This window comes from Companilactobacillus halodurans (genome assembly GCF_009600995.1).
GTDB lineage: Bacteria > Bacillota > Bacilli > Lactobacillales > Lactobacillaceae > Companilactobacillus > Companilactobacillus halodurans.
The window spans coordinates 29779-51916 of record NZ_VDFO01000002.1 but is presented as its reverse complement, the minus strand read 5'-3'; the positions used below and the strand labels follow the sequence as shown (position 1 = coordinate 51916).

24 protein-coding genes are annotated in these 22138 nt (G+C 37.9%); 7 read left to right on the top strand and 17 right to left on the bottom strand.

Going from position 1 to position 22138, the window contains the following annotated elements:
- Window positions 1-199 precede the first annotated feature (199 nt).
- The 10 genes from FHL05_RS00850 to FHL05_RS00805 all read right to left on the bottom strand — a co-directional run bounded on the left by FHL05_RS00850 (window position 200) and on the right by FHL05_RS00805 (window position 11583).
- Window positions 200-754: a ClbS/DfsB family four-helix bundle protein gene (locus FHL05_RS00850; protein ID WP_153385398.1), complete on the bottom strand. Its 555-nt coding sequence runs from the start codon at window positions 752-754 to the stop codon at window positions 200-202.
- 146 nt (window positions 755-900) lie between these two features.
- A complete protein-coding gene (locus tag FHL05_RS00845; RefSeq protein ID WP_153385397.1) occupies window positions 901-2310 on the bottom strand; it encodes a C69 family dipeptidase in 1410 nt (469 codons plus the stop codon).
- 30 nt (window positions 2311-2340) lie between these two features.
- Window positions 2341-3207, bottom strand: coding sequence for an L-serine ammonia-lyase, iron-sulfur-dependent, subunit alpha (gene sdaAA / locus FHL05_RS00840; protein ID WP_153521801.1), 867 nt, complete (start codon window positions 3205-3207; stop codon window positions 2341-2343).
- Window positions 3208-3218: 11 nt separating this feature from the next.
- Window positions 3219-3890, bottom strand: a complete 672-nt coding sequence (sdaAB, locus tag FHL05_RS00835; RefSeq protein WP_153385396.1) for an L-serine ammonia-lyase, iron-sulfur-dependent subunit beta — start codon at window positions 3888-3890, stop codon at window positions 3219-3221.
- A gap of 551 nt (window positions 3891-4441) precedes the next feature.
- Complete coding sequence (locus tag FHL05_RS00830; protein WP_153385395.1) at window positions 4442-5869, bottom strand: C69 family dipeptidase; 1428 nt, start codon at window positions 5867-5869, stop codon at window positions 4442-4444.
- Window positions 5870-5905: 36 nt separating this feature from the next.
- The gene (locus FHL05_RS00825) at window positions 5906-6265 is read right to left on the bottom strand and encodes a PqqD family peptide modification chaperone (protein ID WP_153385394.1); all 360 of its coding nucleotides are present in this window, start codon (window positions 6263-6265) and stop codon (window positions 5906-5908) included.
- A gap of 12 nt (window positions 6266-6277) precedes the next feature.
- Window positions 6278-8191, bottom strand: coding sequence for an OPT/YSL family transporter (locus tag FHL05_RS00820; protein WP_153385393.1), 1914 nt, complete (start codon window positions 8189-8191; stop codon window positions 6278-6280).
- A 459-nt stretch (window positions 8192-8650) separates the two neighbouring features.
- Entirely contained in the window at window positions 8651-8830 is a 180-nt protein-coding gene (locus FHL05_RS00815) for a hypothetical protein (RefSeq protein ID WP_153385392.1), read from the bottom strand.
- 2 nt (window positions 8831-8832) lie between these two features.
- Complete coding sequence (locus FHL05_RS00810) at window positions 8833-10173, bottom strand: PTS sugar transporter subunit IIC (RefSeq protein WP_153521799.1); 1341 nt, start codon at window positions 10171-10173, stop codon at window positions 8833-8835.
- 27 nt (window positions 10174-10200) lie between these two features.
- Entirely contained in the window at window positions 10201-11583 is a 1383-nt protein-coding gene (locus FHL05_RS00805) for a glycoside hydrolase family 1 protein (RefSeq protein ID WP_153521797.1), read from the bottom strand.
- A gap of 174 nt (window positions 11584-11757) precedes the next feature.
- Here FHL05_RS00805 and FHL05_RS00800 point away from each other — a divergent pair, with 174 nt between their 5' ends.
- Entirely contained in the window at window positions 11758-12477 is a 720-nt protein-coding gene (locus FHL05_RS00800; protein ID WP_153385389.1) for a GntR family transcriptional regulator, read from the top strand.
- Between the two features lie 50 nt (window positions 12478-12527).
- Here FHL05_RS00800 and FHL05_RS00795 read toward each other — a convergent pair whose 3' ends face one another.
- A complete protein-coding gene (locus FHL05_RS00795) occupies window positions 12528-13550 on the bottom strand; it encodes an LCP family protein (RefSeq protein ID WP_153385388.1) in 1023 nt (340 codons plus the stop codon).
- Between the two features lie 152 nt (window positions 13551-13702).
- Between FHL05_RS00795 and FHL05_RS00790 the strand changes: the two genes are divergently transcribed.
- On the top strand, window positions 13703-14191 hold the full coding sequence (locus FHL05_RS00790; RefSeq protein ID WP_153385387.1) for an isochorismatase family protein: 489 nt from the start codon (window positions 13703-13705) through the stop codon (window positions 14189-14191).
- 38 nt (window positions 14192-14229) lie between these two features.
- Here FHL05_RS00790 and FHL05_RS00785 read toward each other — a convergent pair whose 3' ends face one another.
- Together FHL05_RS00785 and FHL05_RS00780 are read right to left on the bottom strand one after the other, a co-directional pair.
- The gene (locus tag FHL05_RS00785; protein WP_153385386.1) at window positions 14230-14499 is read right to left on the bottom strand and encodes a hypothetical protein; all 270 of its coding nucleotides are present in this window, start codon (window positions 14497-14499) and stop codon (window positions 14230-14232) included.
- A 112-nt stretch (window positions 14500-14611) separates the two neighbouring features.
- Window positions 14612-14935, bottom strand: a complete 324-nt coding sequence (locus FHL05_RS00780) for a thioredoxin family protein (protein ID WP_153385385.1) — start codon at window positions 14933-14935, stop codon at window positions 14612-14614.
- Between the two features lie 166 nt (window positions 14936-15101).
- On the opposite strand from FHL05_RS00780, the gene FHL05_RS00775 reads away from it, so the two are divergent.
- On the top strand, window positions 15102-15371 hold the full coding sequence (locus FHL05_RS00775; RefSeq protein ID WP_153385384.1) for a metal-sensing transcriptional repressor: 270 nt from the start codon (window positions 15102-15104) through the stop codon (window positions 15369-15371).
- A 380-nt stretch (window positions 15372-15751) separates the two neighbouring features.
- Here the strand turns inward: FHL05_RS00775 and FHL05_RS00770 are convergent, their stop codons facing one another.
- Window positions 15752-17029, bottom strand: coding sequence for an L-cysteine desulfidase family protein (locus FHL05_RS00770; protein WP_153385383.1), 1278 nt, complete (start codon window positions 17027-17029; stop codon window positions 15752-15754).
- Window positions 17030-17191: 162 nt separating this feature from the next.
- Entirely contained in the window at window positions 17192-17701 is a 510-nt protein-coding gene (locus FHL05_RS00765; RefSeq protein ID WP_153521795.1) for a MerR family transcriptional regulator, read from the bottom strand.
- 98 nt (window positions 17702-17799) lie between these two features.
- Here FHL05_RS00765 and FHL05_RS00760 point away from each other — a divergent pair, with 98 nt between their 5' ends.
- Entirely contained in the window at window positions 17800-18639 is an 840-nt protein-coding gene (locus FHL05_RS00760; RefSeq protein ID WP_153385381.1) for an oxidoreductase, read from the top strand.
- A 61-nt stretch (window positions 18640-18700) separates the two neighbouring features.
- Window positions 18701-19264: a sugar O-acetyltransferase gene (locus tag FHL05_RS00755; RefSeq protein ID WP_153385380.1), complete on the top strand. Its 564-nt coding sequence runs from the start codon at window positions 18701-18703 to the stop codon at window positions 19262-19264.
- A 290-nt stretch (window positions 19265-19554) separates the two neighbouring features.
- Here FHL05_RS00755 and FHL05_RS00750 read toward each other — a convergent pair whose 3' ends face one another.
- Together FHL05_RS00750 and FHL05_RS00745 are read right to left on the bottom strand one after the other, a co-directional pair.
- A complete protein-coding gene (locus FHL05_RS00750; RefSeq protein WP_153385379.1) occupies window positions 19555-20256 on the bottom strand; it encodes a VIT1/CCC1 transporter family protein in 702 nt (233 codons plus the stop codon).
- Between the two features lie 15 nt (window positions 20257-20271).
- Window positions 20272-20961: a VIT1/CCC1 transporter family protein gene (locus FHL05_RS00745; RefSeq protein WP_153385378.1), complete on the bottom strand. Its 690-nt coding sequence runs from the start codon at window positions 20959-20961 to the stop codon at window positions 20272-20274.
- Window positions 20962-21162: 201 nt separating this feature from the next.
- Here FHL05_RS00745 and FHL05_RS00740 point away from each other — a divergent pair, with 201 nt between their 5' ends.
- Both FHL05_RS00740 and FHL05_RS00735 read left to right on the top strand, forming a co-directional pair.
- The gene (locus FHL05_RS00740; RefSeq protein WP_153521793.1) at window positions 21163-21621 is read left to right on the top strand and encodes a Fur family transcriptional regulator; all 459 of its coding nucleotides are present in this window, start codon (window positions 21163-21165) and stop codon (window positions 21619-21621) included.
- Window positions 21621-22040: an arsenate reductase/protein-tyrosine-phosphatase family protein gene (locus FHL05_RS00735; protein ID WP_162000149.1), complete on the top strand. Its 420-nt coding sequence runs from the start codon at window positions 21621-21623 to the stop codon at window positions 22038-22040. Before FHL05_RS00740 ends, FHL05_RS00735 begins: the two co-directional genes overlap by 1 nt.
- Window positions 22041-22138 lie beyond the last annotated feature (98 nt).

Sequence of the window (22138 nt, the reverse complement as noted above, 5' to 3'; positions counted from 1 at the left end):
GCCTATTTCCCAAACTGCTCGCACAGTACGCGAGCACTTCGTGAAATTGTCTTAATCCTCGGTAGCTCCCGGGCTTGCTGCGCTCTCTTAATAACAAAAACCCCAATCAACTTGCCTATATATACTACAAGCAAATCAATTGAGGTTTAATGTTAAAGCCTGAAATTTAAGTCCGTATTCCTCTACCTTCATTTCAGTCCTATGAATTAACAGCATTTTTCTTGTCTCTAAGATTAAAGTTCTTCCACTTGCGAACTTGGCGGCTGTAATTATTGAATGGTGATACTGCATTGATTCTGATCCATTTTGCTACTGGCCACATGGCTTTGGTCGTTGCCCATTTACGCTCTCCGGGTTTGAATAATTCATCATGTGACATATCGGAAATCCAGGAAATCAATTCGGCTACTACGCTTCCAAGTTCTGCTTTCTCATTTTCAATACCGTTGGAACCGTATTTAATATTAAAATCGTGGTACAACTGACGCATTTGATCCCACTTGTATCCGGGAGTTGGGGTTGTAATCTTTTCCCCACCTGCTTCGGCTTTTTCCCATGATAAAATCATATTAATCCAACCAACTTGATATGAGAGCATCTCTCTTGGTGTTTTATCTACTTGATCAATTCTTTCATCAGCGACATCATCGCCAATACCCTCATACTCATCAATGAATTTATGATAACTCTCTTTAATCTGGTCTATCAATTCTTCTGAATTTTTATATACCTGCATGCCTTCGCTACCTTTCATCGATTTTGTTCCCACAACGGGGAAGTCCCAATATCTATTATAGACTCGAAACTGTCACTTTGGGGAAAAAAAGCTCATGATATATCAAAAAAGTAGTGAGAAAGCGTTTTAATTGTGTTATATTAGTTGGTTATGCAAAAAAATCTTTATAAATTGGGGTCCATTTTGAAAGTTAATCGGGATAATTCTGTCCCTTTCGTCACTAAATCAGCTAGATGATTTTGAGTTGCTTTGTCAAAATGTTCAATGATTTCTTTATTTTTGCTCGTCAAATATTCAGTTAATTGCTCCACTGAATATTTTGGTGCTTCATTCTCTACTGAATGAATTTTTGCTCGAGCCCACTTTGACAGTTTGATTTGATAATCCAAATTGTCTTCAACGAAAGCTTGATAATGGCTCTCAACTACAAAAGCTAAAGTTTCGTACAACCAATAGGCACTTTTCAAATCTAATTTTTCTGGTACTATGCGATATGATTCGTCAGTATCATTAGCATTGGTAAAGAACGGTACATAAGCAGAAAAACTTGGAATACCATAAGCTTTCCATTCGATGGCTCGAGAATCTTTTAACTGTAAGATATGAGAATTAGCTGTTCTTGATAAGGAAATGGCCCGATAGCGATTTTTATCTTCCTCATTACCACTGCCTAGAGGATCAAATTTCGTTTCGTTATAATGCGATTTCAAAATTCTTTGGATATCTTCCAATGAAATTTTCTTTTCAGGCTTTCTTATAAATGGCAAGTCTGATGATTCCGGGTCTTGTTCAATTGAAGGATTCAATAATTTTTGACCGTACCAAACACGTGGCGTGTTGTAATGGCGGTCTTTTTTAGTATCTGTTCCGAATATATGACGAAAATTCCAGCCAGAGAAATCAGGGTTCAAATTATACTTTTCGACAAATTCTTCAATTCCAGACGACCAGATATAATTCTTCGAGTCGTCGAAATCAATGTCTTCAATTCCAATCTGATTAGCCGCTACTGCATAACAGTCATCCGGAATTCGAATTGCTACAAAATGGTGCCCTGTGGCAATTTCCATGTACCAAACTTCATTTTTATCGCTGAATAAGACGCCATTTCCTTCAGCCGAACCAAATTTAGCAATCAATTTGCCTAAATACTCCACGCCAGCTCTAGCAGAATCGATATAAGGCAAAACTAAGGTCGTGATTGAATCTTCTGCCACGCCATTTTCAACCAATGGATCATAGGCGAGAACTTTTTCGTTGGCAAACACGCTTTCAGTTGCGCTCATCGCCACATTTTTTTCGTTGATACCATCTTCTTCATACAGGCCTTCGTCTTGATTAGCATCGGGAGACGAAGTGTAACGCAAGCCCTCACTTGGCAATTGAACCGTTAAATTATTGTATGGCGAGACATATGTTTCTTTTCGATTATGAACTTGTGGCTGGACAAAAAATTTCTTAGGCCAATTGGCAACGTAATTATCCTCATTTCTAGCTATGTAGGTTGCTCCATCTAATGAAGCTTTCTTACCTACTAAGATAGAAGTACAAGCAGCGTGTTTGTGTTGTTTCATAGTGCATCCCTCTTTTAAAATTAAAAAATATTATTCACCGAAAATATCTTTTTTCAGTTTCAAAGCTGTTGGCGTAGTAGCTAAACCACCTTCAGCTGTTTCCTTAAAAATAGATGGCATCTGTTGTCCAACTTTGTGCATTGCTTCGACTACTTCATCAGTTGGTATAACACTTGTGATTCCTGCTAAAGCCATATCGGCTGAAATCATCGCTTGAGAAGAACCCAAAGCATTACGCTTTACGCAAGGAACTTCTACCAAGCCAGCCACAGGATCACAAACTAGTCCCATCATATTTTGCAAAGTAATTGAAACTGCTTCAGCTGCTTGTTGAGCACTGCCGCCTTTAGCACAAACTAAAGCAGCTGACGCCATAGCTGAAGCTGAGCCGACTTCTGCTTGGCATCCACCTTCTGCTCCAGCAATTGAAGAATTATTGGCAATCACTAAACCAAAAGCTCCAGCTGTAAACAAAAAGTCAACTTGTTGTTCGCGAGTCATTTTTAAGCGGTCTCTGACAGCTACTAAAACTCCAGCTAAGACCCCAGCACTACCTGCAGTCGGCGTCGCACAAATCAAGCCCATCTTAGCGTTGACTTCATTGACCGCTACAGCATTTCTGGCTGCTTCAAGAATCGGTTGTCCGCTTAAAAAGTCGCCTTTTTTGATATAAGCATCCATTTTTTTAGCATCGCCACCAGTTAAACCAGTTACTGATCTAACGCCAGCAATTCCTTCCGCAATCGACTGTTCCATAACTTTTAAATTGCGTTCCATTTGTGAACGAATAAATTCTTTTGAACGGTTTGTATTTTCCATTTCCGTTTGAACCATCAAGTCGGCAACAGAATCATAATCAGCACTCTTTTTAACTAACTCTTTAATTGTATAAAACATTGTCTCATCCCCTATTCAAAGTAAGTGGCATTATCCACGTTGGGCAATGCTTGGAGTTTTTTCAAAATATTTTCCTTGTCATAGCGTTCATCGACTTCAAGTATCATCAAAGCCTTTTCGCCCTTGGCTGTTCTGGTAACGGTCATCGTACCGATATTGATATCGAATTCGGAGAACACTTCCGTTACTTTGGCAATCATCCCAGCAATATCTTTATGGACAGTAATGTATGTTGGCGTGCCTAAACTCAAAGACATCTTAAAACCATTGATTTCAGAAATTTGGATATTTCCGCCACCAATGGAGATTCCGGTAACTGATAATTGATGGTCTCCTTTGACCAAATTGATTTTAGCGGTATTAGGATGATCGACTTTATCGCTTTTAGGTACGAAAGCTACCTTGATTCCTTCTTCATAAGCAATCTTCAAGGAATCGGATAATCTTCTATCGTCTGGTTCCATTCCTAATAAACCGCCGACAATGGCTACATCGGTTCCATGACCGCGATAAGTTTTAGCAAAGGATTCGTAAAGATCGATAGTGATTTTTTCTGGCTTTTCGCCAAAGATATCGTGAACAACTTTGCCAATTCTGGCTGCTCCGGCAGTATGGGAACTGCTGGGTCCTATCATAACTGGACCAATGATATCGAAGACACTTTTGAAACGGATATCTTTCATGATTATTTACCTCGGTTTTTCTTGTTTTAGTGATTTTTTTATATATTATTTATAAGTTTACAATTTTTTTGGTTTGAGGTCATTGTTATTAGTTGGAGTTTTATGGACATTTTAGATAGTTGGAATTGTCTTATGGACGTGTTTTATTATGGGCTTTGTGGAGATTTTTAGACATAGAAAAAACACCTAATCTGGATTTATCTCTGTTATTTTTGGAGATTTTTTGGGATTGGGTGTTTTTTTTGGTTTGGTTTGGTATTTTTTGGTTGGAGATTCGTTTCGTTTTGCTGATTTTTGGTGAAGCGTTTTGAAGTTATCAAGTCTTATTATGTCTAAAATTCCTGATTTTTTGCTTATTAACGGAAATTTGCTTTGGAATTTTGAATTTTTAATAGCTCTAAACTGATTCGCTTCTTTGCAGCATAGTGGAAACGAGTTACACAGGGGCAACTCATTGCGGCTAAGCCTATTTCCCAAACTGCTCGCAAAATGCGCGAGCACTTCGTGAAATTGTCTTAGTCCTCGTGAGCTGGGCGCCCCTGTTTCACTCTCTAGAGATTTGGATCCATCTTAAATGTCAACTTGGACAGCTCCGTTCCTTGTGTTACCAAATCTGCTAGGTGTTTCTTTGTTTCTTCATTATAATGTTTAACTATTTCATGATTTTGCTCTGTTAGGTATTCTGTTAATTCTTTACCTTCCATTTTCACTGCTTTTTGGTCGACTGCATCGATTTTTCTTCTGGCCCATTCTGATAAGGCTTTTTGATAGTCTAGGTTTGGTTCTACGAATTCTTTGTAGTGTGATTCTACTACCATTGCTAAGGCTTCATATAACCAATAGGCGCTCTTTAGGTCCATCTTTTCTGGTGTATAGCTGTATGATTCGTCGATGTCGTTGGCGTTTGTAAAGAATGGTACTTGTGGGCAGAAGCTTGGGATTCCAAAGCCTGTCCATTCTACTCCGGCAGCTCCATTCTTGTCTGAGTCTCTCATTTGCAAGATGTGTGAGTTGGCTGTTCTTGATAGTGAGATTGAACGATATGTTTTCTTGTCGTGCTCGCTGCCGTTTCCTAGTGGGTCATACTTTGTTTCATTGTAGTGTGACTTCAATAGGTATTGAATATCCTCAACTGAAATTTTCTTTTCAGCTTTTCTGATAAATGGCAATTCAGCTGATTCTGGGTCTTGTTCAATCGATGGGTTCAAATAGCGTTGTGCAAACCAAACACGTGGCGTGTTGTAGTGGTGGTCTTTTTCAGTATCTGTGCCAAAGATATGTCTGAAGTCCCAACGGTCGAAGTCTGGGTTCAAGTCATGCTTTTCTACGAAGTCTTGGATGCCATCAGCCCACATGAAGTTTTCGGGGTCGTTGAAGTCAATGTCTTGAATGGCAACTTGATTAGCAGCTACGGCATAGCTGTCATCTGGAATACGTACGGCTACCCATTGGTGTCCAGTAACTACTTCCATGTACCAAACTTCGTCTTTGTCGTTGAATTGCAAGCCATTTCCTTCGGCTGAACCATATTTAGCAACTAACTTACCTAAATACTTTACTCCATCGCGAGCGGAATCGATGTATGGCAAGACTAAGGTTGCTAAGGAATCTTCAGCTAAACCATTTTTAACATATGGATCAAAGGCTAAAACTTTTTCATTGGCATAAACACTTTCGGTAGCACTGACACCAACATTTTTTTCGTTAAAGCCATCCTCTTCGTTTGGTCCAGTACTTTGGTCAGCGTCAAGCGTTGATGTATAACGATAGCCACTTTCTGGATAAGGTGCTGTCATCTTATTATATGGTGAAACATAAGTTTCTTTACGGCCTGAAACAGCAGGTTGAACGATAATTCTTTTTCTATAAATAGCATTCAAACGGTCTTCATTTCTGGAGATGTAAGTTGCTCCATCCATTGAGGCCTTTTTACCTACCATGATTGATGTACATGCTGATAATTCGATGCGATCTGTCATTTTTAAATCCCCCAGTAAATTTTTATTCTTATTTCATTATGAAACTCGTTCAATTAAATGGTCAACGTCTTCTATTTGTTGTAAGAAAAGTATCAATCTGGTATAGCGATACTTATCGGTGTCAGGAAACTTTTCGGCTAGTTCCTTGCCAATCTCATAAGCATTTCGATGTCCATTAACCTTGGTGAAGACGTAGCTTCCATATTCATCCATCTCTAAATAAGATTTTTCAGGAATGTGAACGTGTAATTTCCGGAAAAATTTTTGAATGGGATGATCTTGTTTTCTCACAATGGTAATGATGCCTGCTTTTCTTTGATAAGTTACTTCAGGGTTCTTCTTAAATACCATGTGCTTTAAATCTTCTTCAGTTAATTTAGGACGACGCTTTGCCATTTAACTTACCTCCTACTTGGCTTCTTTTTTAATATTGACCAAAGGTAGAATAATTGAAACGATTAAAACTGCCAGTAATATTAAACCAACGGCGTTGCTGCCAGCAAATCCTGTTGGCGTCTTGTCGCCTAATACGTTGGTTACGTGCAAGATTATTCCGATGAGTCCAATGATTGAACCTCCGGCGATTAATCCTGATGAAAGACTGATACCGCTTTGAACTCTTTTATCTTGTAATTGTTTATCTTTAGTAATTTTTTCAATCAACATTTTAATCAAAGCACCGACTAAAATAATTGAAGTAGTCGAGATTGGTAGATAAAATCCTAAAGCGACAGTCATAATTGATAGTCCCAGCATCCAACAAACGACCGCAATAACGACACCGATAATAATCATAATCCAAGGAAGATTTCCTGACATGATTCCGGTTGTCAATGTTGCAATCAAGTTAGCTTGTGGCATACCAAATGGTGGATTTGAACCGGTAATCTTCAATTGTGGTTCGAGAATTACAGTCATTCCGACCACGATAATGACACCGATCATAGCGGCAATCATGAAATACTTCATCATTTCATTTTTATTGCCACCGATAACGTAATTTACTTTTTGAGTCTGCATGTAGGCACCACCAACAGAGATGGCTGTAACGATGAAGACTCCAAATAATAATAGAATTTGATTATTAGCATTGCTAGTCCAGCCAAAGATGACGAAGACTAAAGTCATAATAACTAAAGAAGCAATAGTCATACCAGATACAGGCGCATTGGAACACCCAATAGTACCAGCTAATCTGGCAGATACGATAACGAATAACAAGGCCAAGATAATTGAAAGGATTCCACCAACGATTGCCATGGCAATGTTACCAGAGATAAAGAAACCTACGACAAAAATTGCAATAACAGCAATCAATAATGACCAAATTCCTAAGAGATTACGATCATCATTGTTGCCATTTCTAGCATTTAAAGTCTTCTTGATTGAAGTAATGATAACTGGAATCAACTTAACGGCACCAACAATTCCACCGCAAAGCATCATACCAGCACCAATATATTTCGAATATGATCCTGCGACTTGGTCGACGCCCATTTGATTGACGGCAACACTGACATCGTTCCAATCCTTAGCATGATTGCCAGCCATTTGGGTAAAGTTAGCAATCAGTGGCGTGATACCAAAATTCGATAGCACTGAACCAGCAAACATTGTCAAAGCAACATCTAAACCAACAACGAATCCGATTCCGGCTAACATTGGATTAACTTCAGTCGACATCTTCCAGCGATAAAACGAATTACCAACATAGGTGATGGTACTGTTAATCCAACCGAACACTTGGGTCGTGAACAGAGTCAAGACTCCACCGATACCAAAGCCGATTCCCATAAATTTCAAGGAATCCCCTCCGGCTTCGGACGCTACTAAAGCTTCTGAAATGGCCATTGATTCAGGGTAGACCAATTTTCCATGCTCTTCGACGACTAAATAATTTTGAACTAATGAAGACGTTCCAATCGCAAAGAGTACAGCCAAGGCCCCAACTAAAACCCCAGCAATGAAATTGATTCGACCACCGATAACAATAATGGCGGGCAAGACGTAAATCATTCCACTGGCAATTGATTCACCACCACTGGACATCCCTTGGAGAAGGTTCTTGCCGAGGATTCCCTTCTTTTTTGCAAAAGCAGCAACTAATCCTGAACCAATAATTGATCCTGGTATCCCTGCAGCAACTGTCAATCCAGCTTTCATCCCTGAATAAGCAGTCGATGCGGCGAAAATCACTGCCAAGATGGCACCCATAATCATAATAATCGAGTTGCCACCATGATTATCTTTATCAGTCACATATGGAACGTATTTCTCCCCAGAAATTCCTCCATATGCTGACTTAGACAGGCTCTTTTTCATACAAAATGCCTCCTACTTATACTTAAAAAGTAAGCATTAATTTAATCGAATAAATTAAAATTCTTTAGAAATTACGCCCTCCTTTTCTCTTTTTCATTCCAATTCCAATGTTAACGGTTGCAATAATTAAAAACAATATCTTTTTGTGACCTTTGTCACATTATTTCGACTAATTTCCTTAAAATATCATTTTTGTTTAATTACCGTAAACACCTGTCTTTGAATAGTATAACAGATTGCCTTTATATCAATCATTAAGAGCTTTCTAATCTAATTAGTAATTCCAATCAATTTCTTAAAACTTGTGAGATAATTTACAAACGTCATCGATTTTTACTAAATATTTAGTTCAAAGTTTTACTCTTTTACTCTCAAAAATTATTTTTTATTGATTAAAACTCATTTTTTAATTAAGTATCAAAAAATGGCAAAATTCTATATAGAATTTTGCCATTTTTATTATTTAATTTTTTTACTCTGCATCTTTTTATTTTGCAATGAATTGTACAAAGAAATAATAAAGAGGATTGCAATTGCAAAGGTGCTTACGGTTGTGATGCTCAACCCAAAATTTACTAGGTCAAATAATCCTAAAAGAATCAAACCAGCAATGGCGAGATAACTGAACCAAACTTTCATAATTAAGCCTTAGGGTCCAAATTCATTTCAGCTTGCTTTGCAGCAACACGTTCACTGATCTTCATAAATGGAAGATATAAGAAAACACCAATTGCTAGGATAATGACTTGTAGGATAACGGCCCGCCAATCACCGGCTGTCGATAGATATGGACCAATCAAAGGCGGCGTTGTCCATGGTACTAAGACGACTGTTCTTGATACCCAACCTAGAAGCGTTGCGTAGTATCCCATCAAAGCACCAATAACTGGGAATAATACGAATGGAATCATCAATGGTAAGTTGAAGACGATAGGATAACCAAAAATCATAGGTTCGTTGATATTGAAAATACCAGGTGCCAACGATAGTTTAGCAACATCTCTACCAGCTTTAACTTTACTGAAGAGAAGAATAGCGATAATTAAAGAAATTGTTGAACCAGAACCACCAACTAAAACGTAGTTTGATACGAAAGAAGTAGTGATGATGTTAGGAATTTGTGCATGGTGAGCATAAGCTAACATATTTTGGTTCATATTGATCAATACCAGTGGATCCATCAAAGAACCTGAAATAACTGTTTGGTGAATACCCAAAGTAAAGAGGAAGTTAGCACAGAAGTAAATGACACAAAAGCCAACAATACTTGTGTTAAATCCACGAAGTGGTTCTTGAATCCAATCCTTGATTAAATTGATCAAATCGGCGTTGAACAAACCAGCTAATAATGCAGCAATCAAAGCAAAGATTGACATCAAAATCAAAGCAGGAATCAAAACGCTGAATGATTGACTAACTGCAGGTGGAACATTTTCACCTAAATTAATCTGTAATTTTTTGATACCAGCTAATTTGATAAAAATAGCCGTAGCCACAAGTCCGACGATGATACCACCGAACATACCTTGTGTACCAGTATTTAGATAACTCATACCACCAGTAACAGTGTGCATGGTCTTACCGTTCATACCAGCTAAAGAAATAGAACCAGGCATCATGATGAATAGACATGCCAAAGACATGGCAGAAGCCGCAATCGGATTATTGAATCCTTTATTACGAGCCAACATGAAGCCAATCATAGGTGCAACTAAGACACCGGCAACGTTCAAAGTACCATTTGATATGGCATTACCAAAAACTTGAACTTTTGCTAAAGTAGCACCCTTGAATAACCAAACGAAAACCGTGTTATTAAGCAATGTACCTAAACCAGCGATAATAAAGACTGGCAAGATAACAGCGAAAGCATCACGTAACGATCTTAGATAAACCCAATTACCAACTGTGACAGAAACCTTAGTGAATTTATCTAAGAAAGAATTATGTTCTAGTTTTTCTGATGTTGATTCACTAGCCATAAAATTCGCCCCCAGAATATTTTTTTACTACTTTAAATCTGATAAATCTGAGCCATTAGTTTTAATAACGTGTTGCAACCACCAATAGCTCTTCTTTGGAACACGTTTCATATCTTTCAAGTCATGGTTAGTTCGGTTGACATAAACCGTTCCATAGCGCTTGTCCATATTGCCGCTGGAACTTGGGATATCAATTAGGCCCCATCCTAAATAACCGATAACTTCGACGCCATCCTCAAAAATAGCATCTTTCATAGCTTGAATATGCTCACGATGGTATTCAATGCGCTCATCGTCTTGAATCTCACTACCATCGAATTCTTCACGTAAACCAATTCCATTTTCAATTGGAAACATTGGGACACCGTACTCGTTGTAAACCTTAGTTAAAATATCTCTAAATCCTAAGGGATCGATTTGCCAACCAAATTCCGATGATTTCAGATATGGATTCTTTTTTACGCCCTTATCAAGGTAATAATTAGGAATAGTTCCTTCTGGAACAAGATCTGAACTAATCGTATCGCTCCTATAATAGCTAAATGCAATAAAATCTGACGTCACTTTTACAAGCGCCTCATCATCATTCAACTGATAATCCATATCAATCTGATGGTTTTTAACAAAGGTCAAAACTTCCTTTGAATAACGTCCAAAGACAAAGACATCCAACAAGTCGCGATTCAAAAATTCATTGATTTGACGAGCGTATAAGATATCTTTGGGCTTTGGAGAAGCTGGATACACTTCGCTATAAGCTAACATCCCCCCAGTCTTGCAATCAGTTTGTTCGTGAATATAGTTAACAACGCCAGCATGAGCCAACATAACGTGATGACTGATTTGATACAATTCATCAATTGTTTTATCACCCTTCAAATAACCAGCAATCCTAAATGCGCCGCTAGTGTGATAGAGGTTTTGTTCGTTAAAAGTAATCCAATACTTGACTCGGTCACCAAAACGCTTAACCATTTCAATTCCGTAACGAACAAAAGCGTCCACCACATGACGTGATAAAAAGCCGTTATATTCTTCTGCTAAGTGCAGTGGCATATCGAAGTGATACAGGCAAATCATTGGCGTGATGCCACGTTTTAGTAACGCAGTAATCAGCTTGTCATAAAACTTGATTCCTTCCTCATTGAAATCCCCATCACCCATTGGATTAACGCGACTCCATGATATTTGGAAACGATAGAAATTCATCCCTTCTTTTGCCATCAAATCGAAATCTTCGTTGTAACGATGATATTCATCAATAGCATCATGCCAATCTGACGCATCCTTTGTGGCGGGTCTGACATCGTAAACCGACTTGCCTTTTCCTCCGATATCAAAAGCACCTTCAGTTTGCATGCTGGAACTCGAGTTGCCCCAAGCAAAATCCTCTGGTAATTCTTCCGTCATATTACACCGTCCTTTCGTTTATTTATCTTTTGAATACGCTTTCATTATACATCGTTTTCGACCTATGTAAATACTTATTTTATAAAAAGTATATACTTTTATTTAAGGGCAGAAAAAGACTAATAAAAATGCTAAACTTAGTAGGAAACACTATCGAGAAAAAAGAGAACAATTATGGCATATAAATATAAAGAGGTCGCTGACAAATTACGCCAGCAAATAAAGACTGGCAAATATGCGCCTGGGGAGCTGATGCCAGATCAAAATCAAATGGCTCGAAATTTCGGTACTACCCGCATTACTGTCCACAAAGCTATTCAACAGCTAGTCGTTGAAGGGATGGTTTACTCAAAGCGTGGTGCTGGTACTTTTGTTCGCAAAGATTATAAAATCGATAAAAGCGAATTTGGAGTTGTTTCCCCAATCGACAAACCTTTGGGAGCTACCAGAACCAATGAGGGCAAAAAAGTTACCAGTAAAATCGTTGAATTATCAGCCCGCATCCCTACTAAAAAAGAAGCTGAACAACTATTGATTCCAGACACCGAACCAGTTTATGTGATTCGAAGAGTCCGTTACGTCAACAAAGAAGTTTTTGCTTATGAGCACACTATCATGCCCACTTCTATCACGACCTTAACCGACGATATTTTGAAAAAATCGATTTATGGACATTTACAAAGCGAAGGCCTAAGCATTGAGGGCTCTCATCGAGTGGTCAGTGCCAAAAAAGCTGATCAAGATGACATTAAAACTGGCATTGCAAAAGAAATTGGCGAACCCGTTTTAGTCATCAATCAATTAAGCTATCTTGATGATGGTCAACCATTTGAAATTTCTGAATCGCATTTCCCTTATGAGCACAGTCAAATAATCGCTGATGTCACATTATAAAAAATACTCCACAACACTTAGATTCTTCATCTAAATGTTATGGAGTATTTTTAATATGTATTGTTGCTGTAATAAGTCTTATCTAATCCATAAGTCTTATAATCAGTATTATCTTCATCATTGAAGAACGATTTATTTTTCGCATTCAATTTGGTTTCCGTGTTGTCTAATGTAGCTGAATCAAGTCCTAAATTAGCACGTAACTTATCTGAAGCCTGTTGGAGCGTTTGCGTAGGCAAAACTTGATACGAACTTTGATTGATCCAAGCCGTCTGTCCTTGCAGCTGATTGAAGCTCATCGATTTAGAAGCATTATGATACTTCAAAATAATCTGGTCGATTTGACTAGTCGTTAAATCAGTATTGATATCTGAACCTAACGATTTAATCAAATCAGGCAATTTAGCAAGATACTTAGGCTGCTCAAGTTTTTTGACGACCGCCTTTAAAATTTGTTGCTGACGAATTTGACGACCATAATCTCCACGTGGGTCTTGATACCTCATCCGTGCATAAGTTAAAGCTTGTTTGCCATTTAAGTGATGCGTTCCTTTAGGAATCGTTATCCCATCAAATGACACATTGAGATCACTCTTGACAGTCACGCCACCGACGAAGTCAACTGTTTTTTCTAAGGCTTTCATATTGATGGCTACATGATAATCAACTGGAACGCCTAAGAAACTGCCCACTGTCTTTTTAGCCATCGTTGCCAAACCAATATTATAAGCAGCATTGATTTTTTGAACATTCTTTTCCTTATCTCCGACCATTTCAGCTAGAGCATCACGAGGAATCGAATAGGCAACAGTCTTTTTCTTAGCTGGATTCAAGGTCAAAAGCATCATCGTATCAGAATTCCCTCGATCGACTCGGCCATCAGTTCCTGTATCGGCCCCCAATAAAAGAATTGAAAAAGGCTTACCCTGATTGATTTTCTTGGAAACACTGGAGTTAGCTGTATTCAATGAATTTAGCGATTGTTGGGTTTTATAAACAAAAACTCCACCAATTGCTAAAGCCACTAAAACAACTGCTCCGAATAATATAGAAATAATTTTTAATTTTTTCATATTGTTTTCCTTATATTTTAGTAAACTTCATTATAAATCACACCCTTCTATATCGGCAAATTTCAAAAAGAGACATTTTGCCATAATATCGCTTTCATATAATAAATAGCAATGTTACGCTCGCTTTAGGAAAAATTTAAGGAAGTGAGCTCATGTCAAAATTAGCACAAGCACTGATTGTTCTCGATTTTCAAAAAGCACTTCAATATAGTTATGACTTTAAAGGATTGCTCAAAAAAGTTAATGACCGTATTACTTTATATCGACAAGCTAATTTACCAATTATTTTTGTACAACATCATGATCAAAACGTTGTTCATGACAGTGATCTATGGAAGTTCCCCAAAGAATTGGACAAACAAAAAGAAGACCTAATCGTAGAAAAATCTCACGACAATGCCTTCTTTAAAACGAATTTGAATGAACTGTTGATGCAAAATAGTATTCGGACCCTTGAAATTTGTGGTGCACAGACAGAATATACCTGTAATGCCACTATCGTCATGGCACATGGATTAGGTTACAAGATTTTAATGGAGCACGATATGACGACAACTTTTGACAACGATTATTTAACAGCTGAAGATACGATTTCATTTTTTGAAGAACTTTGGAGCAAGCGTTTTGTTGAGTTCCAATAAAAAGTAAAAAAGCCGCTCAATTCGGCTTTTTTGACTCGTTATGCATAAGTTGCTCCACTGTGAATCAGTTCGTAACCATTCAAATTCAAATCGCCTAAAATTTGATTGATTACTCTGTCAGGAAATTCTGCTCGGTCTTTATGAACTAAATAGAATTTGGATAAGTCATCTGAAATAATCCAATGTCCAATCTCGGTTAGCTCTGGATAGTCGTTAGGATTGAAGTCGACTGACCGGTCGAAATCGATTGTGATTATCTCACCGTCGTCCCATCTAAAAAATTTACTCGTCACTGGTAAATTTATCATCATCACGCACCCTTTCATCTTAATGTAACCGTTTCCATGAACCATATTAACACCTTTTGAGCAGAAAAAAAGCGTGAATCTTATTTTGCAGATTCACGCCAAAAATAATTTTTTACATAAACTTCTCTAAAGCCATGCGGAACTTAGCTTCTGGTTGGTAACCAACGAGACGTCCGACAACATTGCCGTCTTTTTTAACGATAAATGTTGGGATTCCTTGAATACCGAAATTATTAGGAGTATCAGGGTTGTGATCAACGTTCATAGAAGTGAACTTAATCTTATCCCCTAACTCATCTTTTGAAGATAGCTTCTCCAGAATTGGGTTCATCATTTTACATGGAGGACACCAATCAGCATTAAAATCAGTGATTACAAGTCCCTCTTTTGTCTCGTCATTGAATGTCTTATCAGATAATTCTGTAATATTAGCCATCATTCAATCTCCTTCTCATATCTTTATACTGATAATATACCCCCTAGGGTAAAATGACGCAACTATTTTGATTTTATAGGACCCTGTGGAAAAATAAAGCAATTATTTGCTACCCTTTACCCATATGGGTATAATTGTAACAACAAATCAAATTGGGAGGTTAATTATGGCACAAACACAAGAAGAAATCGCAAGCAAAAAAATCGTCAGTCGTCTAAAAAGATCCCGCGGCCAATTAGACGCCGTATTAAGAATGATGGACGAAGAAAAACCCTGTACCGACGTTTTAATGCAATTATCAGCAGTTAAATCAAGCGTTGATAAAGCGATGAAGTTAGTGATCGCCCAAAATATTAGGAAGAACTCAAATTGTCATGATGAAAAACAATTGGAAGAATTGCAGAAGTCATTGGATTTGATGTTGAAAACAAAATAGAGAGCGGAGCAGGGGCGCTCAGCCCACGAGGATTAAGACAATTTCACGAAGTGCTCGCGCACCTTGCGAGCGGTTTGGGAAATAGGCTTAACCGGAAGTAGCTGGCTTGCGGAGCTCGTTTCAGATAGAGAGCGGAGCAGGGGCGCTCAGCCCACGAGGATTAAGACAATTTCACAAATTGCTCGCGCACCTTGCGAGCGATTCGTGAAATAGGCTTAACCGGAATGGGTTGCCCCTGTGTAGCTCGTTTCCACTATAAAACTAAAACCAGTGGTTATTAACAAAATAACGCATGGTTATATAAATATATAATTTAAACAGTAAAAACAAGCGGCAGCAACCCTAAAGAGGTTACCACCGCTATTTTTATACAATAAATCTCAACTCTTATTCATCATAATATCCAAAATAACCGGATCAGTCTCCTTCAACCCCTGACTACCCAGTTCACCAATCCCCCGAATAGTCTCATCAACATCGTTGCAAACCAATCCATTGCTACTAGGAACAACAATCCCCTTCATAGCCAATTTCATCCCACGATACATCGAAGAAACCGAGCTAGCAACTTTCATTGCACAAGAACAGCCTGCCCCATCGCAGACCATCCCTACCGAATCTCCTGCCATATTCTTGATTGACATAGAAGCAGTTTCAAAGTCACCGCCTAACAAATAACAAGCACCAACGCTTGCACCCATAGCAGCTGAATCTGCCGCGCAAAAGGCTGAAAGCACTGGCAAAAAAGCGTGAATGTAAATTGCCGTCAGATGCGATAAAGTTAAAGCCCGAATCAATTTTTCCTCAGAAGAATTATTTTCTTTAGCCACGACCCAAACGGGAACTGTCGCTGAAATCCCTTGATTTCCAGAACCAGAATTGGACATTGCTGGTAAAGTTGCACCACCCATTCGAGCATCTGAAGCAGCAACGGTATAAGTCAAAATTTGATTTTCCAAAGTAGCTTTCCCAGAATCTTCAACTAATGAGCGGCCTAAGTTCATCCCATATGAATTCGTCAAGCCTTCTTTTGACAAAGCCACGTTTAAATCAGCGGATTTTTTCATGAAGGCAATTTTTTCTAGTGGAATTTCCATTGCAAAATCCCAGATATTTTCGAATTTTTGCGTCTGCATGTAAAGTTTCAAAGCTGATTTAGCATGAGGCTTAGGACGATCTTTTTCATATAATATTTGGTCATTTTTAACTATTTTAAAAATATTCGTGTGGTCATCGGCAATATAAACTGTCACGCTATCTTTACCACTGACAACTGTCACATCAACATACAAATCATCATCAACTTTAGCTAAGCTAACTTTGACTTTTCCCGAATGTGCTAAGGTTTTGATTTCTGGCAGGTCACTATTTTTTATCTTAGAAATAACTTTTAACTTGGCATTGGGGTTACCAACTAGAGCACCAGCTGAAGCGGCAATTTGCAGGCCTGGCTCTTTAGTTCCTGGAACCATGACGGCCATTGCATTTTTCATGATATTTAAAGAAACATGCACGTCGATTTTATCTACTTTTTTAGATGGCAGATATTTTGCACAGACGGCCGCTCCATATGCTACGGCTACCGGTTCAGTACAACCAGTTGCTGGTACTACTCCTTCGTGCAGTGCTTCAATAAACTTTTCAAATTCTCGCTTCATTGTTAAAACCTCGCAGTCTAATTACTTTTGTTTATTTTTGTAATCGCTTTCAGTATAACAATTGTTGGGAGATTTGGGAATGTTGATTTTTAACTCATAAGACTAAACAAAAAATCACTACCCGTCTCTTAGGTAGTGAAATAATTAAAACTTAGCATCAATTTATTTATATTCTGATTGATACTGTTCTTGATATTCAATTAATTCTTTAATATCTTGACACTTTGATAGAGCCGCTTGATATTGTTCATGAATATCGGGATTTACCCTTTCACCCTCATCTGTATCGACCATATGAACTTCCTCAGTACCAGCCTGCAATGAAGTTTTAAAGTACCACATTTTATAATGTAAAAAGTCTAATTGATCTTGTAAATTTTCAATTTGATTCTTTACTGATTTTTCTTCGTTATTAAGTAAATCATATCTTTCCTGAAGAGTAATATCACCTTTCATACAAAGATTAATGAAATGGCGAATCTCTTTAATAGTCATTCCACATTTTTTCATACAATCAATTACTTCTAAAAAATTAAGGTCATTATCTTTAAATGAACGTCGACCAGCTTGATCACGATCAACAAATGGCAATAATCCATTTTTATCATAAAATCTTAAAGTAGACGTTGGTAAATTCAATTTTTTAGCAACATCGCCAATTAAATATCGCAAAATATTTCAATCCTTTCTTGACTTAAACCATGGTTTAAGCAGTATTGTAGCACACGTAATTAAGAAATAATTATTTAATTAGGAAGGAATTTATTAAAATGAATAAAACATGGTTAGTAACCGGTACGCATACTGGTTTTGGAAAACAATTAGCAATTAAATTAGCACAACAAAAGAATGTTAATTTAGTCGCTACTTCAAGAAAGCCAGGTCAATTAGATTATTTGGATCAATATGATCATGGTCAAATCATTAAAGTTATTCTCGATGTAACTAATCATAGTCAAGTTATTGATGCAGTTAATTCAGCGATGGACCATTTTAAACAAATTGATGTCTTAGTAAACAATGCCGGAATAGGCTATTTTGGTACTTTTGAGGAATCAGCAATTGATGAGGCTAAATATATGTTTGACGTTAATGTTTGGGGGCTAGTCGATATGACTCGTCAAGTGCTTCCAATCATGCGCAAACAAAAATCGGGAGCAATTGTAAACTTTTCATCCATTGGCGGACTTTATTCATTCCCAACACTTTCTTTCTATCATGGAACAAAATATGCTGTTGAGGGAATCACTGATTCAATCCGCAAAGAGGTCGAAGGTCTTGGTATCAAAACTATGCTAGTAGAACCCAGTGGATTCCGTACTGACTGGGCGGGACGTTCTTCACATAAAACTCTACCAACTCATGAAGACTATGAACAATTTGTTGAATTTATTAATCAAAATGCAACTGGTGCACACCATGAACCTGGTGATCCACAAAAAGCTGCTGAAATTATCATTGATCAAGTTGTAAATAACTTTGACAATCTACCTATGCATCTACCTTTGGGTAAAACTTCTTCAAACCTTGCGATTAAAAAGTACGAAGAACTTTTGAAAGAATTTAAAGACTTACGTAAAATTTCATTGTCAGCAGATCAGCCGGAATAAGGTTAGAATTGATTATGGAAATACAAATGGTTTCAATATCCGTAAAATAGGAGAGATATAAATGGCTAAGAGTGAATTACAAAAGCTTGAAGATGGTGAATGGTATAAATTAACTGACCAAGAAGTTGCTAATAGAAAGATTAACTCCGCAACTTTATGTCGAGATTTTAATGCTATTCCAGAAAATCAACCGGATAAGCAAGAGGCTAAAGCTCGTGAAATTTTTGGTTCGGCTGGTAAAAACTTGATTGTTCATAGTCGATTAAATGTAGATTATGGTAAAAATATTCATATAGGTGACAATTTTTTATCTAACTATAACTTAACTATTTTAGATATTGCACCAGTTAATATTGGCGACAATGTTTGGATTGGTCCAAACACTGATATTTATACTGTTAATCATCCATTGACTGCTAAAGGTCGCAAACAGCGACTTGGAATTGGTAAAGTTGTTAACATTGGTAATGATGTTTGGATTGGCGGCCACTGTACAATTTGTCCTGGAGTTACTATTGGCAATGGTGCGGTTATTGCTGCTGGTGCTGTTGTAACTAAGGATATTCCTGATAACGTTTTGGTTGGTGGCGTTCCAGCTAAAGTTATTAAAAAGATTGAACAATAACTAAAAGTATAATTGTGTTTAGATACATTAAAAGAAGCTGAACTCTTAATGGGGTTCAGCTTCTTTTTTGGTTTTGATGATGATAATTTTTTCTTTGGGGATGTTTTTAACTTTAATAACATACGGTTATTTGCTGTATAACCATTGGTTCTGGCTATATAGTGGAAACGAGCTCCACAAGCCAGCTACTTCCGGTTAAGCCTATTTCACGAATCACTCGCAAAGTGCGCGAGCAATTTGTGAAATTGTCTTAATCCTCGGTAGCTCCCGGGCTTGTTGCGCTCTCTGTTCTACAACATCAATCCAACTGAATAGTGAATAGCCATAGTAATCAATCCAACGATAATATTTCTTACCATCGCTGTCTTGACTAATCCATCACCTAACTTAGCACTTAAATATCCTGTCAAGGCAACTGATAGGGTTACGGCTAATATTGTGCCGGGCCATTTGATTGAGGCTGGCAATAGGGTCATGGCTACTAACGGAAAGATTCCACCTGCTGAGGCTGATACTAGTGATGAAAAGGCTGCATCCCAGGGGCTCATGTAATGTCCTAATTGTAGGTCATACTTAACTCGGACAACGGTTCCTAAGGCATCTTTTTCCATTAATTCTTTCGCAATTTTATCGGCAGTAACTTGCTTAACGCCACGGTCGACGTAATAGGCTGCTACTACTTCTAATTCATCTTGATAATTAGTTTTAATTAGGTCGCGTTCTTTTTCGATAGCGGCTCTTTCTGTATCTTTTTGCGAACTTACTGAAGCATATTCACCTGAAGCCATTGAAAAGGCACAAGCTAGCAAGTCAGATAATCCGGCAATAAAGATAGTGAAGGTGTTGGTCGTTGCTACGGCGACTGAGAACAAGACACCGACAACGGTCAAGATACCATCGTTTGATCCTAGAACACCAGCACGGAGAGTATTGGAACGTTCGGCCATAGTTTTCTTTTGTTTTTTAGGTTTAGTCATAGTCACTGATTTCATTTTTCTTCCTCCCTACTAGTGTGCAAATAGCGAACCAATTGCAAAGGTTACGAACATTGTTAAAAGTCCGGAGACAACGTTTCTAATAACAGCTTTGCCTCGTTTAGCTCCGCCAAGGGTTGCGGCAGCGTATCCGGTAATTACTAAAGCGATGATAACGGCGATGACAGTCGCAATCATTCTGATATTTTCGGGAAACATCGTGATTGAGACCAATGGCAAAATCGAACCGGTTGGGAATGATATCATTGATGCCAACGCAGCTGAGATAGCACTAGTCTGCTCTTTAGGATTAAAACCATATTTTTCACGAACAGCAACATCTATCGGATCATCGCTTAACATTTCGGTAGTGGCTTGAGTTGCTAATTCATTGGAAATCCCAGTACTTTGATATTTATCACGAATCGAATTGAATTCTTCTTCATAATGCCCATCTAAAGCGGCTGATTCTTTTTCAATCGCACGCTTTTCACTATCACGTTGGGTACTTACAGAGACCCACTCGCCCATTGCCATTGAGATAGTACCGGCTAACATTCCGGCAATCCCTGACAAGAAGATAGCGTGACTGTTGCTTTGGGCTCCAGCAACACCGATAACAATTCCGGCAACTGAAATGATTCCATCATTAGCGCCCATGACACTGGCACGCATAACATTGATCTTTTCAGCTAAACTTTGTTTCTTTTTTTCTTTAGGCATTTAGCTCACTCCTTAATTGTATCTCAGATTGGAATGGTTCTCATCTGCTAACGAGTACATAATAACGCAGGCTTTCTGAAAAGTAAACAATTAGTGACATAAAAGCGATTTCAGCAGAAAAGTCTTCTTTTCTTGGAATTATCATATATTTAGTAATATAATCAAGCTGTAATGATTCTTAGATAGAAAGGAAGATTGCTCATGGCTAGTAATGCCGTAATGGAAGAAACGTTACAGGTCTTGAAAGAACACAAATTAAGAGTCACGCCACAACGCCACATTATTTTGGCCTACTTAGTTAGCCATCATAATCATCCAACAGTTGAGACAATCCGCGACGGTGTGGGCAAAGAACTACCTAACGTCGGTTCATCTACGATTTATAATACCTTAAACACCTTTGTTGACCATCATTTAGTCGTTGAACTTCAAAACGGTGACGGCAGTACCCACTATGATTACTTTGGTACTCCCCACTATCACGCTATTTGCACGAACTGTGGACGTATTGTCGATGTTACGTATCCCGGTTTTGGCGATACCGAAAAAAACTTTGAAGAAAAGACTGCTGAACTATCTGGATATATGATTTCCGGCAATCATATGGAAGTTTATGGTCTCTGCCCTGAATGTCAAATCAAATTAGGAATTAAAAATTAGTGAAAAAAACTATCTACTTTATTTGTAGTGGCAATGCCTGCCGTAGCCAAATGGCTGAGGGCTATGCTAAAAGTTTCCTACCTGATTGGGACGTCAGAAGTGCCGGAATCAGAGCTGATGGACTCAATCAAAGAGCTGTTCAAGCTATGTCAGATGATGGAATCGATATTTCAGATCAAAAATCACAAGTAATCGATGAAAAGTTTATGCAAGAAGCTACAATTGTTATTACTCTTTGTGGCGAAGCACGTGATAAATGCATTATTCCTCAACACGCTCGCTGGTTGCATTGGCCTATAAACGACCCTGCACTAGCTTCTGGCAGCGAAGAAGAAATTGCCAAAGCTTTTATTGAAGCTCGCGATGAAATCAAACAAGACGTTTCTAAATTAGCCGATTATTTAAAGAAGCAACTTTAGTCAGAATCACAGAGTTCTCTGTGGTTCTTTTTTTGTTTTTATTCAAATGATAAATTTTATCATTTACATTTTGATGAACTTACATTAAGATTAAATAG

What these genes read in the sequence shown, in the direction of transcription:
- FHL05_RS00850 (WP_153385398.1), bottom strand. Translation starts at nt 754, where the DNA reads ATGAAAGGTAGCGAAGGCATGCAGGTATATAAAAATTCAGAAGAATTG.
- FHL05_RS00845 (WP_153385397.1), bottom strand. Translation starts at nt 2,310, where the DNA reads ATGAAACAACACAAACACGCTGCTTGTACTTCTATCTTAGTAGGTAAG.
- sdaAA (WP_153521801.1), bottom strand. Translation starts at nt 3,207, where the DNA reads ATGTTTTATACAATTAAAGAGTTAGTTAAAAAGAGTGCTGATTATGAT.
- sdaAB (WP_153385396.1), bottom strand. Translation starts at nt 3,890, where the DNA reads ATGAAAGATATCCGTTTCAAAAGTGTCTTCGATATCATTGGTCCAGTT.
- FHL05_RS00830 (WP_153385395.1), bottom strand. Translation starts at nt 5,869, where the DNA reads ATGACAGATCGCATCGAATTATCAGCATGTACATCAATCATGGTAGGT.
- FHL05_RS00825 (WP_153385394.1), bottom strand. Translation starts at nt 6,265, where the DNA reads ATGGCAAAGCGTCGTCCTAAATTAACTGAAGAAGATTTAAAGCACATG.
- FHL05_RS00820 (WP_153385393.1), bottom strand. Translation starts at nt 8,191, where the DNA reads ATGAAAAAGAGCCTGTCTAAGTCAGCATATGGAGGAATTTCTGGGGAG.
- FHL05_RS00815 (WP_153385392.1), bottom strand. Translation starts at nt 8,830, where the DNA reads ATGAAAGTTTGGTTCAGTTATCTCGCCATTGCTGGTTTGATTCTTTTA.
- FHL05_RS00810 (WP_153521799.1), bottom strand. Translation starts at nt 10,173, where the DNA reads ATGGCTAGTGAATCAACATCAGAAAAACTAGAACATAATTCTTTCTTA.
- FHL05_RS00805 (WP_153521797.1), bottom strand. Translation starts at nt 11,583, where the DNA reads ATGACGGAAGAATTACCAGAGGATTTTGCTTGGGGCAACTCGAGTTCC.
- FHL05_RS00800 (WP_153385389.1), top strand. Translation starts at nt 11,758, where the DNA reads ATGGCATATAAATATAAAGAGGTCGCTGACAAATTACGCCAGCAAATA.
- FHL05_RS00795 (WP_153385388.1), bottom strand. Translation starts at nt 13,550, where the DNA reads ATGAAAAAATTAAAAATTATTTCTATATTATTCGGAGCAGTTGTTTTA.
- FHL05_RS00790 (WP_153385387.1), top strand. Translation starts at nt 13,703, where the DNA reads ATGTCAAAATTAGCACAAGCACTGATTGTTCTCGATTTTCAAAAAGCA.
- FHL05_RS00785 (WP_153385386.1), bottom strand. Translation starts at nt 14,499, where the DNA reads ATGATAAATTTACCAGTGACGAGTAAATTTTTTAGATGGGACGACGGT.
- FHL05_RS00780 (WP_153385385.1), bottom strand. Translation starts at nt 14,935, where the DNA reads ATGGCTAATATTACAGAATTATCTGATAAGACATTCAATGACGAGACA.
- FHL05_RS00775 (WP_153385384.1), top strand. Translation starts at nt 15,102, where the DNA reads ATGGCACAAACACAAGAAGAAATCGCAAGCAAAAAAATCGTCAGTCGT.
- FHL05_RS00770 (WP_153385383.1), bottom strand. Translation starts at nt 17,029, where the DNA reads ATGAAGCGAGAATTTGAAAAGTTTATTGAAGCACTGCACGAAGGAGTA.
- FHL05_RS00760 (WP_153385381.1), top strand. Translation starts at nt 17,800, where the DNA reads ATGAATAAAACATGGTTAGTAACCGGTACGCATACTGGTTTTGGAAAA.
- FHL05_RS00755 (WP_153385380.1), top strand. Translation starts at nt 18,701, where the DNA reads ATGGCTAAGAGTGAATTACAAAAGCTTGAAGATGGTGAATGGTATAAA.
- FHL05_RS00750 (WP_153385379.1), bottom strand. Translation starts at nt 20,256, where the DNA reads ATGAAATCAGTGACTATGACTAAACCTAAAAAACAAAAGAAAACTATG.
- FHL05_RS00745 (WP_153385378.1), bottom strand. Translation starts at nt 20,961, where the DNA reads ATGCCTAAAGAAAAAAAGAAACAAAGTTTAGCTGAAAAGATCAATGTT.
- FHL05_RS00740 (WP_153521793.1), top strand. Translation starts at nt 21,163, where the DNA reads ATGGCTAGTAATGCCGTAATGGAAGAAACGTTACAGGTCTTGAAAGAA.